We start from the raw sequence: 15,194 nt of genomic DNA on the forward strand, positions 1-15,194 counted from the left end.
TTTTGTACCACATTTTTCAACCATGTACAAAACCATCATTCGCCCACTGTTTTTCAGTTTCGATCCTGAAAAAATTCATCATTTCACATTTTCATTGATTCGGTCTTTTAATAAAATGGGCTTCGGAAGTATTTTCCGAAGTATCTATAAAATTGAAAACCCAAAGTTGGAACGTGAACTTTTTGGTTTGAAATTTCCAAATCCCGTTGGACTTGCCGCAGGTTTTGATAAAGATGCGAAGCTCTACAAAGAACTTTCAAATTTTGGTTTTGGTTTTATTGAAATAGGAACCGTTACCCCAAAAGCACAACCCGGAAATGACAAACCGCGTTTGTTTCGACTAAGGGAAGATGCTGCAATCATAAACAGAATGGGCTTTAACAATGGTGGTGTAGAAGAGGCTGTTGAAAGATTGAAAGCAAACGGAAAGGTCGTTTCAACTCCGCTCAACGACCGGGTTTTAATTGGTGGAAACATTGGTAAAAACAAAGTCACGCCTAATGAAGAAGCGGTGAAAGACTACGTAATCTGTTTTGAAGCGCTTTTTGATTATGTGGATTATTTTGTGGTAAACGTAAGTTCACCCAATACGCCAAACCTTCGTGCTTTGCAGGAAAAGAAACCGCTGACGGATTTATTACAAACGCTTCAAGACAGAAATAATGAAATGTCACTTCGAGCGCAGTCGAGAAGCCGCAAACCAATTCTTCTAAAAATAGCCCCAGATTTGACGGATGAGCAACTTTTGGACATCATCGAAATAGTTGCCACGACAAAAATTGACGGCGTTATTGCAACGAACACAACCATCTCCCGGAAAGGAATTTCTTCGGAAAACAAAAAAGAAATGGGCGGTTTAAGCGGAAAGCCATTAAACAAAAGAGCTACGGAAGTCATTCGTTTTCTTTCTGAAAAAAGTAACAAAGCATTTCCTATTATTGGGGTTGGAGGAATCCACTCTGCAGAGGACGCTATGGAAAAACTGGATGCTGGTGCAAGTTTAGTGCAACTTTACACAGGTTTTATTTATGAAGGCCCAGGCTTAGTAAAAGAAATAAATAAAGCGATTCTGAAAAGGAAATGATTGAAACCCTAATTTCATTTTCCATCGCTACCCTCGCGCTCGCCATTTCTCCGGGGCCGGACAATATATACGTACTTACACAGTCCTTGGTCAATGGCACCAAAAGTGGTATTGCTACCACTGCGGGACTGATTAGTGGCTGCATTGTTCATACAACACTTTTGGCTTTCGGCATATCTGCAATTATTACCGCATCTGAAGAAATTTTCTACGGAATAAAAATTTTGGGTGCTTGCTATTTACTTTACCTAGCGTACACAGTCTATAAAAGTGATGAACACATTTCGTTAGCGGAGAATGCTCCGAAAAAATCATACTCTCAACTTTTTAAAACCGGGGTAATTATGAATTTGGTAAACCCAAAGGTCATGATTTTCTTTTTGGCATTCTTTCCTGGTTTTCTTTGGGACAAGGAAGGGAATACCATTGCGCAATTTTATATTTTGGGAATTACCTTTATGATTGTTTCTTTTATAACTTTCAGCAGTATAGCACTGGCAGCTGGCAGAATTTCATCCTTGCTTTTGGAATGGAAAAGTATGGGCGTAGTTTTGAAATGGGTACAAATACTCGTTTTTGTCGGGATTGCTATTTTTATTTTAGTTCCGTAATTAGACATTTATTTACATTAAAATTTATTTCGAAAGTATTTCGCATTTCAAACTTTCCATTTCCAATTTGGTCATTATTTTTTAAAATTGAAAGATTACTGCCTAAGTTGGAATTACTATCTTTGAGGCAATGCAGCAAGTAAAAATTATAGAATGTCCGCGCGATGCTATGCAAGGCATCAAAGACTGGATTCCCACTGAGCAAAAAGTGCAATATATACAGTCGCTTTTGCGCTGTGGTTTTGACACCATTGATTTTGGAAGTTTTGTATCTCCCAAAGCAATCCCACAAATGCAGGACACGGCAGAGGTGCTTTCAAAGCTGGATCTTTCCACAACCAAAAGTAAATTGCTCGCCATTGTCGCCAACCTTCGCGGGGCAGAAGATGCTGTTAAACATCCCGAAATTGATTATTTAGGCTATCCTTTTTCTATCTCTGAAAACTTCCAAATGCGAAATACGCACAAAACAATTTCGGAGTCTTTGGTGATACTTCAGGAGATACTAAACCTTGCGCATAAAAACAATAATGAAGTAGTTGCCTACCTTAGCATGGGTTTCGGAAACCCTTATGGAGACCCGTGGAATGTTGAGATAGTAGGGGAGTGGACAGAGAAACTTTCTGCTATGGGAGTGAAAATTCTTTCACTCAGTGATACCGTGGGTTCATCGACACCTGCTATTATTTCATATTTATTTACTAACTTGATACCCAAATATCCCCACATAGAATTTGGTGCACATTTGCACACCACTCCAAACGCGTGGCACGAAAAAGTAGATGCAGCCTATAAAGCAGGTTGTAGAAGGTTTGATGGTGCTATACAAGGTTTTGGAGGCTGCCCGATGGCAAAAGATGAATTGACTGGAAACATGCCCACCGAAAAAATGCTCAGTTATTTTACTGCTGAAAAGATTTCGTGTAACATCAATCCAATGTCTTTTGAAAGCGCGCATAATGAAGCAACTAAAATTTTTACTAAATACCATTAAATGAGAAATTTTTTACTTTTAGCTGTTGTGGGCTATTTTTTTTCGAGCTGTGAAATTCTTCAACAAGTATATCCTGATGACCCAATAAAAGGTGCAGGCGCTATTACCCTCAAATTTGTTCAAATTAACGATGTCTATGAAATTGCTCCTCTAAACGGTGGCGAATACGGAGGTTTGGCACGTGTGGCCCATATTCGTGATTCAATTAAAGAAAGATTTCCAAACACCTATATTTTTTTGGCAGGCGATTTTTTAAATCCTTCTTTAATAGGGACACTAAAAGTTGATGGTGAACGCGTAAATGGTAAACAGATGGTAGATGTGCTTAATGCAATGGATATCGATTTGGTAACCTTCGGTAACCATGAGTTCGACTTGAGCGAAAAAGATTTGCAAAAAAGACTGAATGAATCGAACTTCACTTGGACTACCGCAAATGTGCGGCACGTTACCGAAAAGGGCATAGTGCCTTTTACAACTAAATGGGACTATACTAATGTACCAACATCAGATTACGCAACATTTAACGCCATTGATGCGGATGGCAATAGAATGAAATTTGGAGTATTTGGTGTAACCCTTCCTTCAAATCCGAAAGATTATGTTTCCTATGGTGATATTTATGAGAATGCGGTGAGAACTTATGATTTAGCAATTCAAAAGTCTGATTTTGTTGTTGGCCTTACCCACGTTTCCATAGATGAAGATAAAGAAATAGCCAAGCGTTTGAGGTCGTTACCTTTAATAATGGGTGGGCACGAACACAATAATATGCTGGAGAAAGAAGGGAGAACGATTATTGCAAAAGCAGATGCTAACGCGAAAAGCATTTATGTGCATACCCTTATTTATAACCTACGCACAAAATACCTTTACATCAATTCCGAATTGATGATGGTAACCGATAAAATAGCATCCTCCGCTAAAGTAGAGCGTGTAGTAAACAAATGGACTGATCTTGTGAACGAGAAGCTTAAAGAAGTAGTTGAAAAGCCCGATGAGATAATCTATAAAACCACATCACCGCTAGATGGTACCGACACAGCCAACAGAAGTAAACAAACCAATATGGGCGAGCTAATCACGCGATCTATGGCCTATGCTTATAATGATAAGGTAGATGGGGCTTTGGTGAACGGCGGTTCAATAAGAATAGACGATAGGTTGGTGGGTGATGTAACAAGTACCGATATTTTTAGGGTGCTTCCTTTTGGAGGAAGTGTGCTGAAAGTAGATTTAAAGGGAAGCCTTTTAAAGGAAATTTTGGAATACGGAAAATTACAAAGTGGTGAGGGTGCTTATCTTCAACGCTACAAGTTTTCGCAAAATGAAAACGGAGAATGGCAAACAGGCGATAAAACAATTAGTGATACTAAAACATATACTGTTGCCTTCAGCGATTTTTTGTTGAAAGGATTGGATATATCCTTTTTAACTCCTGAAAACAAAGGTATTGTAAAAGTTTATACGCCAAAGGAACCCGAAACAGCTGCTGACATTCGGAAAGCAATTATTTTCTATTTAAATTCATTGAAAAAATAACTATGATTAAAAAAAGTATAAAAATCTTACTTGTTCTGTTGCTTATTGCATTGTTGGCTATTCAATTTATTCGTCCCGAAAAAAATAATCTTGGTTATGAAAGCGTAGCTCTTTTTGAAACTGAAACCAAACCATCTGAAAATGTAGCAACTATTTTGAAGGAACGCTGTTATGATTGCCACAGTAACCATACCCAATATCCTTGGTATGCAGAGGTTGCTCCTTTTTCACTATGGCTTAAAGACCATATTGATGACGGAAAAAAACATTTTAATGTTTCTGCTTGGAGTGATTATTCTGTTAAAAAGAAGGAACATAAATTAGAAGAATTGGTTGAAATGGTTGAAGACGACGAAATGCCTTTAAAATCCTATACAATAATACACGGTAATCTTTCGGAAGACGACAAAAAATTATTGCTTCAATGGGCTGGATTGGTTAGGCTTCAGTATAAGCACCAATTGGAAGTTTCTGCTAATTAATATGTTCCACAAAATTCTTTGATTTTATTTAAATTTATTCTAAATAAACTTGCGAGTTTTCTTTTACGTTGTTATTTTTGCGCCTGAAAAATCAATCTATTTTAATTCAGTCTAAATAACATTAAATGAAAAAATTCATCACTTTATCCGTTTTATTTTTTAGTGCGATTTCATTTTCGCAAACCGTTTCTGACTCAATACCTCCAACTCCTCAAGAACAACAAAATTCAATCCAACGCATACTTTCGGGTACTTTTGGGAAGGCAGTGACTCTTGGTGGATATGGAGAAATGGTCTATAACCAGCCAGAGGGCGACAACGGCACCCTCGATGTACACCGCTTGGTTCTGCTTTTAGGCTATAAGTTTGATGAAAAAACACAATTCATTACCGAGATTGAGGTGGAACATGTAGAAGAAATATATATAGAGCAAGCGTTTGTAAATTATGCCGTAAGTAACAATGTGAACCTCCGCGGAGGATTGATGTTGGTTCCAATGGGAATAATAAACGAATACCATGAACCCACCACCTTTAACGGTACAGACCGCCCTGCCGTTGACCACGATATAGTGCCAACCACTTGGCGCGAATTGGGAATAGGGGTAACCGGACGTTTTCCAGAAATCTCTTTGGGTTACCAAGCCTACATTTTTAATGGCTTCAAATCTACTGCCCTAGACAACGAGGGTGGAATAAATGGATTTTTAAAAGGCAAGGACGGTTTGCGAGGAGGACGTCAAAAAGGGATAGAATCCACCGTGGACAGCCCAACTTTTTCGGCAAAATTAGATTACTATGGAATCCCCGGCCTGCGTTTCGGATTAGCTGGATATTTTGGAAAGACTCAAGCTGATGATGAAGTAGAAGATTTGGATGGTGCAAATATTGGTATTTCCATGGTTGGTTTCGATCTTCGTTATGCTTTCCGTAAATTTACTGCGCGTGGCGAGTTTGTTTATGCTTCCCTTACCGATACGGACCAATACAACACCCTTACTGGAAGGGATCTGGGCAGTACCCTTATGGGCTATTATGTGGAAGGAGCTTATAATTTGCTACCACTTACCGCCAAACAAAAACTTTTTGCTTTTGCCAGGTATGAACAATATGACACTCACGCCGGTACAGAAGGCGGTTTGGTGCGCAACGATGCTTATAACCGCCAGGATATAACCGCAGGTTTGTCTTACCACATTGCAAATGGAGTGGTAATAAAAGGCGATTATCAAATTAAAGACAATGCGCTAGATGGAGCTGAGGTGAAGAACCAACTCAATTTTGGAATTGGCGTTTGGTTCTAATAAACCTTAGTTAACACTATTTTAAATATGGTTCTGCATAATTTTTGAAATCAATACCTTTGCTTTATGAAAACAAGATTGTTCATACTCTTTTTTGTCCCGCTCGTCTTGGCAGCCTTTACCGTTCCAGATAACGTGGCCAAAAAGGCCCATAAAGAGATGGTGAAATTTTACGGGACCGAAAATATTTCAAAAGAAATCATTTCGGTTCCTAAAGATTTGAATTATAAGACGATTTCGGAATTTGGAGATGAAAACCTTTTTAAGATCAATTCGGGCGGTAAACTTCTCGGGTATGGATATATAGGGAATGCACCCAGTAAAACCGCAACTTTTGATTATTTGGTGTTGTTTGATAAAAACTTCGTCATTACTACGAGCAAAGTACTTTTTTACCGCGAAGAGTACGGCGGCGAAATAAGCAGCAAACGTTGGCTGAAACAGTTTGAAGGCGAATCCCCCACTTCCAAGGAACTTGTTTACAACCGAAATATCATCCCAATAAGCGGGGCCACAATTTCGGTAAGGTCCTTGACCTCAGAAATGAATTCCCTTCTGAAGAGTATTGCTATCCTGCAAAAATCAAATATTTTTTAAATGCAACTCCACGGCCGTATCCAAAATCTTCCGCGTTATGCAAAACAATTTATTGTGGCATTTGTTATTGTTTTGAGCGTGGGATATTTCACGGGTCTGAACTTTGTCCGCGAAACAGGCTCAGTAAGTCCGCACGGGCTTCAGGAAAATTACCTTGGAAATGAAGAAGTGGAAGATGTAGCGGTAATGAAATTCAAAAAAGGGGAGCGCGAGATGCTTACCATTTTGCACACTCACATTCTTTCTATTTCGTTTATTTTCTTTTTGTTGGGCGGCTTGGTGGCTATCACTTCCCTTCCACCAAAATGGAAAGCTTTCTTAATGATAGAACCTTTTGTTTCTATCCTTTTGACCTTCGGTGGAATATATTTTATGTGGAAAGGTATGCTGTGGATGAAATGGGTTGTCATGATTTCAGGCACTTTGATGACCGTAGTCTATGTGGTAGCGGCAGGAGCGGTGCTGATCCAATTGTTTGCTTCGGAAAAGAAATAATAATTAACAGCCAGCCCCCCATTCAATATGCTATGCTGCTGTTGAAGTTATAAAAGAATTCAGAATTCTTAATTATTTTACCGTACATTTGCACGCAATTAATCCATAATCACTTTCGCAAGCTTCGGAAGATAATTTAATTGCAATGACCGCACACAACAACAAAATTCTTGGAGAAGGCCTAACTTACGACGACGTACTTTTAGTGCCTGCCTATTCTGAAGTTTTACCACGCGAAGTTTCCATCGCCACCAAATTTTCACGAAATATTACATTAAACGTTCCCATTGTTTCCGCTGCAATGGACACCGTTACTGAAAGTGCTATGGCAATCGCTATGGCTCGCGAAGGTGGTATTGGCGTACTTCATAAGAATATGAGTATTGAGCAGCAGGCTGCTGAAGTTCGGAAAGTGAAACGTGCTGAAAGCGGAATGATTATCGATCCAGTAACTTTGAAAAAAGAAAACACCGTGGGCGATGCCCAAAAAACGATGCGGGAATATAGCATTGGTGGAATCCCGATTATCGATGATGCAGGAAAGTTGATAGGAATTGTCACTAACCGAGATCTTCGTTTCGAAAAGGATTTAAAACGTCCGTTGAGCGAAGTGATGACTTCAGAAAATTTGGTTACCGTGGCACAGGGTACTTCATTAAAGGAAGCTGAGATAATTCTTCAAAAAAATAAAATTGAAAAACTACCCGTGGTAAGCGATGCGGGTAAACTATTGGGACTTATTACATTTAGAGATATTACCAAACTCACTCAGAAACCAAGTGCCAATAAGGACCAATATGGAAGACTTCGCGTTGCTGCAGCGCTTGGCGTAACAGCTGATGCTGTAGAAAGAGCCGAAGCTTTGGTGAATGCACAGATTGACGCAGTAATTATTGACACTGCCCACGGACATACTAAAGGAGTTGTTGAAGTTTTGAAAAAGGTGAAACAAAGATTCCCTGAGTTGGATGTGATTGTTGGGAATATTGCCACAGCTGATGCTGCAAGATATTTGGTTGCCGCTGGTGCTGATGCGGTGAAAGTTGGAATTGGACCAGGCTCAATATGTACTACAAGAGTAGTTGCTGGGGTTGGCTTTCCGCAATTTTCAGCAGTATTAGAAGTTGCCGCAGCCATCAAGGGAAGCGGAGTTCCTGTAATTGCAGATGGAGGAATTAGATATACTGGAGATATTCCTAAGGCTATTGCTGCTGGGGCGGATTGTGTGATGTTAGGTTCATTGTTAGCAGGGACGAAAGAATCTCCTGGGGAAACCATTATTTTTGAAGGAAGAAAATTCAAGTCTTACCGAGGGATGGGTTCTGTGGAAGCTATGAAACAGGGTTCCAAAGATCGCTATTTTCAAGATGTTGAGGATGATATTAAAAAACTGGTTCCCGAAGGAATTGTAGGACGCGTTCCTTATAAAGGAGACTTAGTTGAAAGTATGACCCAATTCATAGGCGGACTTCGTGCAGGAATGGGTTATTGCGGGTCAAAGGATATTGAGACTTTAAAAGAAACTGGGCAGTTTATTAAAATTACTGCTTCGGGTATTAATGAGAGTCATCCGCATGATGTTACCATTACCAAAGAATCACCAAATTATAGCAGGTAGTTTTCTTGTTTTCAGTGTTTACTGATCAGTTTGTAATCAGCAATGCTTCATAATAGCGAATTATTTTTTCAGACATTGACTGTGGTTATTTTTTCCTCTAAGAATTTTAAAATTGAGATAAAGCCTTCAAATTGCACTTCGGTGTCAATTCCTTTTGTTGGAGTAAGAATGATTTTTGAGGTGTTTTCTTTAGGAATGCGGATATAAACCTTTTCTTTTCTGAGTTTGTTGAAAATTGACTCTTCTTCAGTAATTTTTTTAATTAATTCCGAATCACTTTTGAATACATATTCGTCTTTGATTTTTTTACTGGTTGAAGGAAAAACGCTTTGCAGAATTTTATCCCAATAGGTAACTGGATATATTTCTAAGATTTTTCCGCACTTATTGTCTAAATGAAGTGTTATTCTGAAGGGTTCCGCAGTTGGAATTGCTCCGCCAACTTCATTAAGATTAACTGAAATTTTTGATCCGCCAATCTTAAAGTAAGCACTTTTGGGTTGATAAATCATTTTGCCAATTGGTGAAAAGGCTTCTTTTAGGCTTTCTTCTGTATAGTGACCGTCATTTTTTTCTGCAAAACGTTTAAGAAGATTCATGAAATACAATTCTGAAGTTCTTTCAAATATAACTATTTCCATAAAGCATTGTCAAAAAAAAACGTGAAGCAATAGCTCCACGTTTAATATTTTCCAAAAGAAAAGTTGAATTATTTTCGCTATTCTTCGGTAGTTATAGTAATGCCTAGTTCTAGTAGAATTGGAACGGTAAGATCATATTCTGGATCTAAATAAACCAAATCCTGAGTAGTCTGCATCACTTGTGTGTAGTTTTTTGATTTTGCTACTTTATCCAAGGCTTCACCAATTTTTTTATAGAGTGGTTTAAGCGCTTCTGTTTGTCTAATGTCCATTAGTTTACTACCGTTCTCTTGGAATTTCTGAATGTCTTTGTCCAAGTTTATCAGTGTGGTCTGTTTTTCCTTTTTCTGTTCGTCGGTAAAGGTGGCTTCGCCTTTTTTGTATTCATCAACTAGTTTTTTGTATTCGTCCACTTTTTTGTTGAGGTCTATGTCCAGTTGTTGTCCGTAGGTCTTTAATTCAGTTTGAACAGAGATCAGTTCAGGCATTTTAGAAAGAATATATTCTACGTCAACTGCGCCTACTTTTCCTTGAGCGAAGGTTGAAAGACCGATAAAGAAAATTGCAATTTTTAAAAATTTCATTTTGTTTGTTTTTAAATATTCAAAGCGCAATATTACTATAAATATTGCAAATAAACTGACAGTTGCTTTCAGCGTTTATAAAAAATATAGTCCGTAACAATTGGTTCCATTCCTTGTGTCTTCATAAGACTGATTAGTTGTCCGCGATGATAGGTACTGTGATTGATGATATGAAAAAATATTTCGCTAACGGTATTTGTAAAATTGTGACCCTTACTATTAGTGTAGTTTATTGGTTTGTTTAATTCTTTTTTATGAAGAATATCTTCACTATGCTCAAAATTTTCGTTGTTGATGTTTTGCAGGTCACTAATTTCCAAATGTTGCCAAACCGAAAGAGCAGGGGCAACGCCAAAAATGCGGTGGTTCCATACGTGGTGGGCATTTAGGGTGTGGCTGGCCAAAAGGCTAATATTTTCTGCGTAGGCTTCAGGATTTTTGATTAATACCTCAATAAGCTGCTGATTGCAATGGTTTGTGTATTCAAATGTATCTTGAAAAAATGCTTTCACGGGTTGTCATAAATTTGCCCACGAGTGGGTTTCAAGGTTTCCCTTAGTGTATTCATTAAAGACTTATCAACCACAAAATATGCAATATGGTGCATTGGTGTAATTTCTTCTTTGCCAGTAAAAGCATTTTCTAATTTTTTTGCTTCAGCAAACTCAGTAAGATGCTTTGCGTGATGCTCAGCAATGTGTTTTGAGTTCGGACCGTGGAAGTCCCATATAAGTTTTACTCTTTCAGTCATTTATATATTGTTATGAAGGTAATGGCTTTATCTTAAAAAATACTTGTATTCGTTCTTTTTTATTAGCTTCTGCAAGTTACGGGTTTTAAGAATATTTTAAAATGCGGGTAACACTATATTTATATTAAATTCGTTTGCTTTTCGGGTGTAAGTTCCCATAGCTTTTTGCTATTTTTGCACCTTTGTCCGCTGAAGCATAAACATAGGCGGGTTGTTTCATTAAAAATAAATATTCAATAATGATGAAAAATTTTCTTACTGTATGCATTTTGGCCTTTTTGAGCGCCACAACCGTTTTTTCGCAAAATAAAAAAGAAGTGTTGATGACCATAGACGGCAAGCCTGTCTATGCAAACGAATTTGAGCGTGTTTATATGAAAAACCTCGACCTTGTCCAGGACGAATCGCAAAAAGATATTGATGGTTACCTGCAGCTCTTTATTGATTATAAACTGAAAATAGCCGAAGCCCAGGCACAGGGTCTGGACAAAGAAGAAAATTATTTAAAGGAATTTTCAAAGTACAGAGATCAACTTTCAAGAAATTATCTTTTTGAAGACAAGGTTACCGAAGAACTTGCCAAAGAAGCTTACGAACGTGGCAAACAAGATGTAGACGCTTCTCACATTTTGATCCGTGTAGATTATGAAGCTTTGCCGCAGGATACATTGGCTGCTTACAACAAATTGAATTCCATTCGCGAAAGAGCTCTTAAAGGTGAAGACTTTGCAAAGCTCGCAAAAACCTATTCTGAAGAACCCGGAGCGAAAGAGTCTGGAGGCGACTTAGGCTATTTTTCAGTATTCAATATGGTTTATCCGTTTGAAAATGCTGCTTATAATACAAAGGTTGGCGAAATCTCAGGCATTGTGCGCACTAGTTTTGGATACCATGTTTTAAAGGTTAACGACAAAAGAGCAAGAATGCCAAAAATTTCGGTATCACATATTATGATATCTGATAAAAAGGGCGCACGTACATTCAACCCAGAGGAACGCATCAATGAAATTTACAGCATGCTGATGCAAGGACAGAATCTTGAAAGCCTTGCTAAGCAGTTTTCTGACGATAAAAATTCAGCAGTGCAGGGTGGTAAACTGAAACCTTTCACAAAAGGTGACCTACGTGCTCCAGAATTTGAGGATGCGGCCTATGCCCTTAAAAACCCTGGTGATTTGAGCAAGCCTGTAAAAACTGATTTTGGTTGGCACATTATCCGTTTGGAGGAAAAATTTCCTATGGAAACGTTTGAGCAGCAAAAAGAAGAACTTGAGAAAAAAGTGAACGAAGGCGACCGTTCTAAAATTGTTACTAGTGCCACCAATAAAAAAATAAAGGAAAAATACGGATTTAAAAAAGAAGCAAGTTACTTGCCTTATTTTGACACCTACCTTGGCGATGATATTTTGAAAAGAAAATGGGTTATGACTCCAATAACCGCTAATGAGGATAAAACACTTTTTGTAATAGGTGATAAAAAATCTACCTATTCAGATTTTGCAAGATATATAGAAGAACGTCAAAAAACCACTCGCCCATACAAGCTAAAGGAGACGTTATTGGTAGATTTTTATGATGAATTTGAAACCGAGGAGCTAAAAGATTACTTCAAAGAAAGACTTGAGTTCGAAAATGAAGACTACGCCGCCATTCTCAACGAATACCGCGATGGTCTTTTAATTTTTGATGTGATGGACAAAAACATCTGGCAAAAAGGCAAAAATGATTCTATTGGTATTCAGGAATATTATAATAAAACTAAACAGAATTACCTGTGGAAACAGCGTATAGACGCTGATATTTATGCGGCCACTTCAGATGTACTTGCACAACAGCTAGTGAAAATGTTAGGTGAAGGAAAAACCCCAGAGGAAATTAAAATCATACTGAATGCAGAAGATAAAGTAAATGTTCTTATCACTCCCGGTGTTTTTGAAATTGACCAACGCGAGCTTCCCAAGAATCTTGAAATTAAGAAAGGAGTTTCTAAAATATATCCAAGCAATGATTCATTCGTCGTTGTGAACATTAAAGAAATAATTGCTCCTGGGTCAAAATCATTGGAAGACGTAAAAGGGAAAGTATTGAGCAACTACCAAAACGATATTGAAGCTTCTTGGATTGAGGGCCTACATTCAAAATATAAAGTAGAGGTAAACAAGAAATCTTTGAAACACGTTAAGAAACAACTAAAGTGATAAAGCAATTTCTTTATATAATACTGTGCTGTGTTTTTTTTGTTTCCTGTGATTATTTTAAACAGGAAGCCGAGCAAGATGTAATTGCCCGTGTGAATGACAGTTATTTATATAAAGCAGACATTGCAAAATTGATTTCTGAAAATACTTCGCCAGAAGATAGTACGCTCATTGTAAACAATTATATAAACCGTTGGGCGACTCAGCAATTGCTTATAGACCAGGCTAAAATAAATCTCACCACTGAAAAGCTGGAGCAATATGATAAACTAGTTCAGGAATATAAGATGGATCTGCTTACTGAAGCTTATAAAAATGTAATCGTTGACAAGCAGTTGGACAGTGTAATTTCGGAACAGGAATATCAGAAATACTACGAAGAAAATAAAGAAAACTTCAAACAAAGAGATTTGCTAGTTAAGCTTCGTTATGTAAAGCTTCCATTAAATTATGATGGATTGGCTTCTGTAAAGGAAAAGCTGAATCGTTATAATGAAAAGGACAAAAAATCGCTAAACAGTCAGGATTTCCAATTTGTATCTTCAAATTTCAATGATTCGGTTTGGATCAAAAAAGACGTTTTGCTCAATGCCTTGCCAGTGTTAAAGGGCAATAGCGAGCAAGTGTTAAAAAAATCCAATTTTGCACAATTGCAAGATTCATTAGGAGTATATTTGGTGAAAATTGAAAACGTGCTTAATCCCAATGATACAGCACCCTTTTCCTATATTAAGCCAACTTTGAGACAAATCATTTTGAACAAAAGAAAGCTCGATCTCATAAAAAAATTAGAAACAGATATTACAAAAGATGCTATTGAAACAAATAATTTTGAAATCTATAAAAATGAATAAGTTTTTATTGGTATTGTTATTCTCCACTGCTGTAATGCAAGCTCAGGTGGTATTGGAGCCAGACAGTACAGGCGTTGTGAAAAGCAATGACTCGCTAGTGGTTCAACAGGTAATGAAGCGCGATACGCTGAAACCTTTCAAAAGATATAAAGCCGAAGGTGTTAGCGCAGTAGTTGGTGAATATGTTATTTTGGACAGTGATATTGACAAAGCCTACGTAGAAATGCAATCACAAGGAATGTCAATAGAAGATATAACCCGTTGCCAGTTAATGGGTAAATTGATGGAGGATAAACTCTATGCGCACCAAGCAAAGCAAGACAGTTTGTTGGTTCCAGATGCCGAAATCAATGGTATGATAGACCAACAGATGCAATATATGATAAGTGAACTTGGTAGCGAGGAAAAAGTTGCTGCCTATTACAGAAAAGACAATATAGCACAACTGAGAACTGAACTTTTTGAAGCCAACAAAAGCATAAAACTTGCCCGAATGATGCAAGATAAAGTGATTGAAAAAGTTGAAGTTACCCCAGAAGAGGTAAGAACATTTTTCTTTTCAATCCCAGAAGAACAACGCCCGGTTTTTAGCGCTGAAATAGAGATTTCACAAATCGTGGTAGATCCTGAAATAACCCAACAAGCGAAAGATGAAGTTATTGCGAAACTAAACGCAATGCGCGCAGATATCATTGACAACGGCGCCAGTTTTTCCACCAAGGCAGTTTTATATTCCAAGGATCCCGGTTCGGCTTCCAAAGGAGGTCTTTACACAGGCGTAAAAAGAGATTCGCCTTGGGCAAAGGAATTTAAGGATCAAGCATTTTCCCTTTTGGAGGGTGAAATAAGTGAACCTTTTGAAACTGAATTTGGGTATCATATTCTTTATGTTGAAAAAATTCGTGGACAAGAAGTTGATGTAAGACATATTTTGATGTTTCCCGAAGTTTCGCAAACATCAATAGATGTGGCACAGAAAAAAATAGAAGGAATAAAATCTCAAATTGATTCAGGGGAAATCACATTTGCGGAAGCAGCCCGAAAGAATTCTGACGACAAAGAAACCCGAAACAATGGGGGTCAGTTAATCAACCCTATAACCTTTGACACGAAGTTTGATCTTACCAAAATGGATCCAACCCTTAGTGCCCAAGTATATAATTTAAGTGAAGGTAAAGTTTCAGAAATTTTTACAGATCGGGACCGCACCGGTAAAAGCAGTTTGAAAATACTTACAGTTACCAAAAAATACCCCGAACACAAAGCCAATTATTCCAAGGATTACGAACGCATCAAACAGTTGGCGCTTCGCGAAAAGCAAATTAAGGTAATCAACAAGTGGCAGAACGAGAAAATAAAAGATACGTATATTAGCATCAACCAAGACTACCAAGATTGTGATTTTGCTGGTAATTGGATGAAAAAATAATAGCGGAAAA

Annotated in this window: 16 protein-coding genes; 12 read left to right on the forward strand and 4 right to left on the reverse strand. The window is 37.8% G+C overall.

Translation table 11 applies throughout. The features are described 5' to 3' along the window. Positions 1–22: 22 nt before the first annotated feature. The 9 genes from ESU54_RS14005 (at position 23) to guaB (ending at position 8,727) form a co-directional block, all read left to right on the forward strand. Entirely contained in the window at positions 23–1,084 is a 1,062-nt protein-coding gene (locus ESU54_RS14005) for a quinone-dependent dihydroorotate dehydrogenase (RefSeq protein WP_111844762.1), read from the forward strand. Next, positions 1,081–1,695 carry a LysE family translocator gene (locus ESU54_RS14010; protein ID WP_111844761.1) on the forward strand — a complete coding sequence of 205 codons (615 nt, stop codon included), beginning with the start codon at positions 1,081–1,083 and terminating at the stop codon, positions 1,693–1,695. Before ESU54_RS14005 ends, ESU54_RS14010 begins: the two co-directional genes overlap by 4 nt. 130 nt (positions 1,696–1,825) lie before the next feature. After that, the gene (locus ESU54_RS14015; protein WP_111844760.1) at positions 1,826–2,689 is read left to right on the forward strand and encodes a hydroxymethylglutaryl-CoA lyase; all 864 of its coding nucleotides are present in this window, start codon (positions 1,826–1,828) and stop codon (positions 2,687–2,689) included. After that, a complete protein-coding gene (locus ESU54_RS14020; RefSeq protein WP_111844759.1) occupies positions 2,690–4,231 on the forward strand; it encodes a bifunctional metallophosphatase/5'-nucleotidase in 1,542 nt (513 codons plus the stop codon). 2 nt (positions 4,232–4,233) lie between these two features. Then, a complete protein-coding gene (locus tag ESU54_RS14025; RefSeq protein ID WP_111844758.1) occupies positions 4,234–4,713 on the forward strand; it encodes a heme-binding domain-containing protein in 480 nt (159 codons plus the stop codon). Positions 4,714–4,838: 125 nt separating this feature from the next. Beyond that, entirely contained in the window at positions 4,839–6,017 is a 1,179-nt protein-coding gene (locus tag ESU54_RS14030) for a hypothetical protein (RefSeq protein WP_111844757.1), read from the forward strand. A 66-nt stretch (positions 6,018–6,083) separates the two neighbouring features. Next, positions 6,084–6,614, forward strand: coding sequence for an FMN-binding protein (locus ESU54_RS14035; RefSeq protein ID WP_111844756.1), 531 nt, complete (start codon positions 6,084–6,086; stop codon positions 6,612–6,614). Continuing rightward, entirely contained in the window at positions 6,615–7,109 is a 495-nt protein-coding gene (locus ESU54_RS14040; RefSeq protein ID WP_111844755.1) for a hypothetical protein, read from the forward strand. Between the two features lie 145 nt (positions 7,110–7,254). Next, positions 7,255–8,727, forward strand: coding sequence for an IMP dehydrogenase (gene guaB / locus ESU54_RS14045; protein ID WP_111844754.1), 1,473 nt, complete (start codon positions 7,255–7,257; stop codon positions 8,725–8,727). 68 nt (positions 8,728–8,795) lie between these two features. Here the strand turns inward: guaB and ESU54_RS14050 are convergent, their stop codons facing one another. The 4 genes from ESU54_RS14050 to ESU54_RS14065 all read right to left on the reverse strand — a co-directional run bounded on the left by ESU54_RS14050 (position 8,796) and on the right by ESU54_RS14065 (position 10,703). Then, positions 8,796–9,368, reverse strand: coding sequence for a hypothetical protein (locus tag ESU54_RS14050; protein ID WP_111844753.1), 573 nt, complete (start codon positions 9,366–9,368; stop codon positions 8,796–8,798). A 77-nt stretch (positions 9,369–9,445) separates the two neighbouring features. Beyond that, positions 9,446–9,952, reverse strand: coding sequence for an OmpH family outer membrane protein (locus ESU54_RS14055; RefSeq protein ID WP_146743996.1), 507 nt, complete (start codon positions 9,950–9,952; stop codon positions 9,446–9,448). Between the two features lie 68 nt (positions 9,953–10,020). Continuing rightward, positions 10,021–10,464: a DinB family protein gene (locus ESU54_RS14060; protein ID WP_111844751.1), complete on the reverse strand. Its 444-nt coding sequence runs from the start codon at positions 10,462–10,464 to the stop codon at positions 10,021–10,023. Further along, positions 10,461–10,703: a hypothetical protein gene (locus tag ESU54_RS14065; protein WP_111844750.1), complete on the reverse strand. Its 243-nt coding sequence runs from the start codon at positions 10,701–10,703 to the stop codon at positions 10,461–10,463. The genes ESU54_RS14060 and ESU54_RS14065 overlap by 4 nt, the downstream gene beginning before the upstream one ends. Positions 10,704–10,942: 239 nt before the next feature. Between ESU54_RS14065 and ESU54_RS14070 the strand changes: the two genes are divergently transcribed. The 3 genes from ESU54_RS14070 to ESU54_RS14080 are packed head-to-tail and all read left to right on the forward strand — an operon-like array spanning position 10,943 to position 15,184. Then, complete coding sequence (locus ESU54_RS14070) at positions 10,943–12,901, forward strand: peptidylprolyl isomerase (protein WP_111844749.1); 1,959 nt, start codon at positions 10,943–10,945, stop codon at positions 12,899–12,901. After that, positions 12,898–13,755, forward strand: a complete 858-nt coding sequence (locus ESU54_RS14075; protein ID WP_111844748.1) for a peptidylprolyl isomerase — start codon at positions 12,898–12,900, stop codon at positions 13,753–13,755. Before ESU54_RS14070 ends, ESU54_RS14075 begins: the two co-directional genes overlap by 4 nt. Further along, positions 13,748–15,184 (forward strand): peptidylprolyl isomerase, encoded by a 1,437-nt coding sequence (locus ESU54_RS14080; RefSeq protein ID WP_235004588.1) that lies wholly within the window; start codon positions 13,748–13,750, stop codon positions 15,182–15,184. The genes ESU54_RS14075 and ESU54_RS14080 overlap by 8 nt, the downstream gene beginning before the upstream one ends. Positions 15,185–15,194 lie beyond the last annotated feature (10 nt).

It is taken from the genome of Aequorivita antarctica, from assembly GCF_007997155.1.
Lineage (GTDB): Bacteria > Bacteroidota > Bacteroidia > Flavobacteriales > Flavobacteriaceae > Aequorivita > Aequorivita antarctica.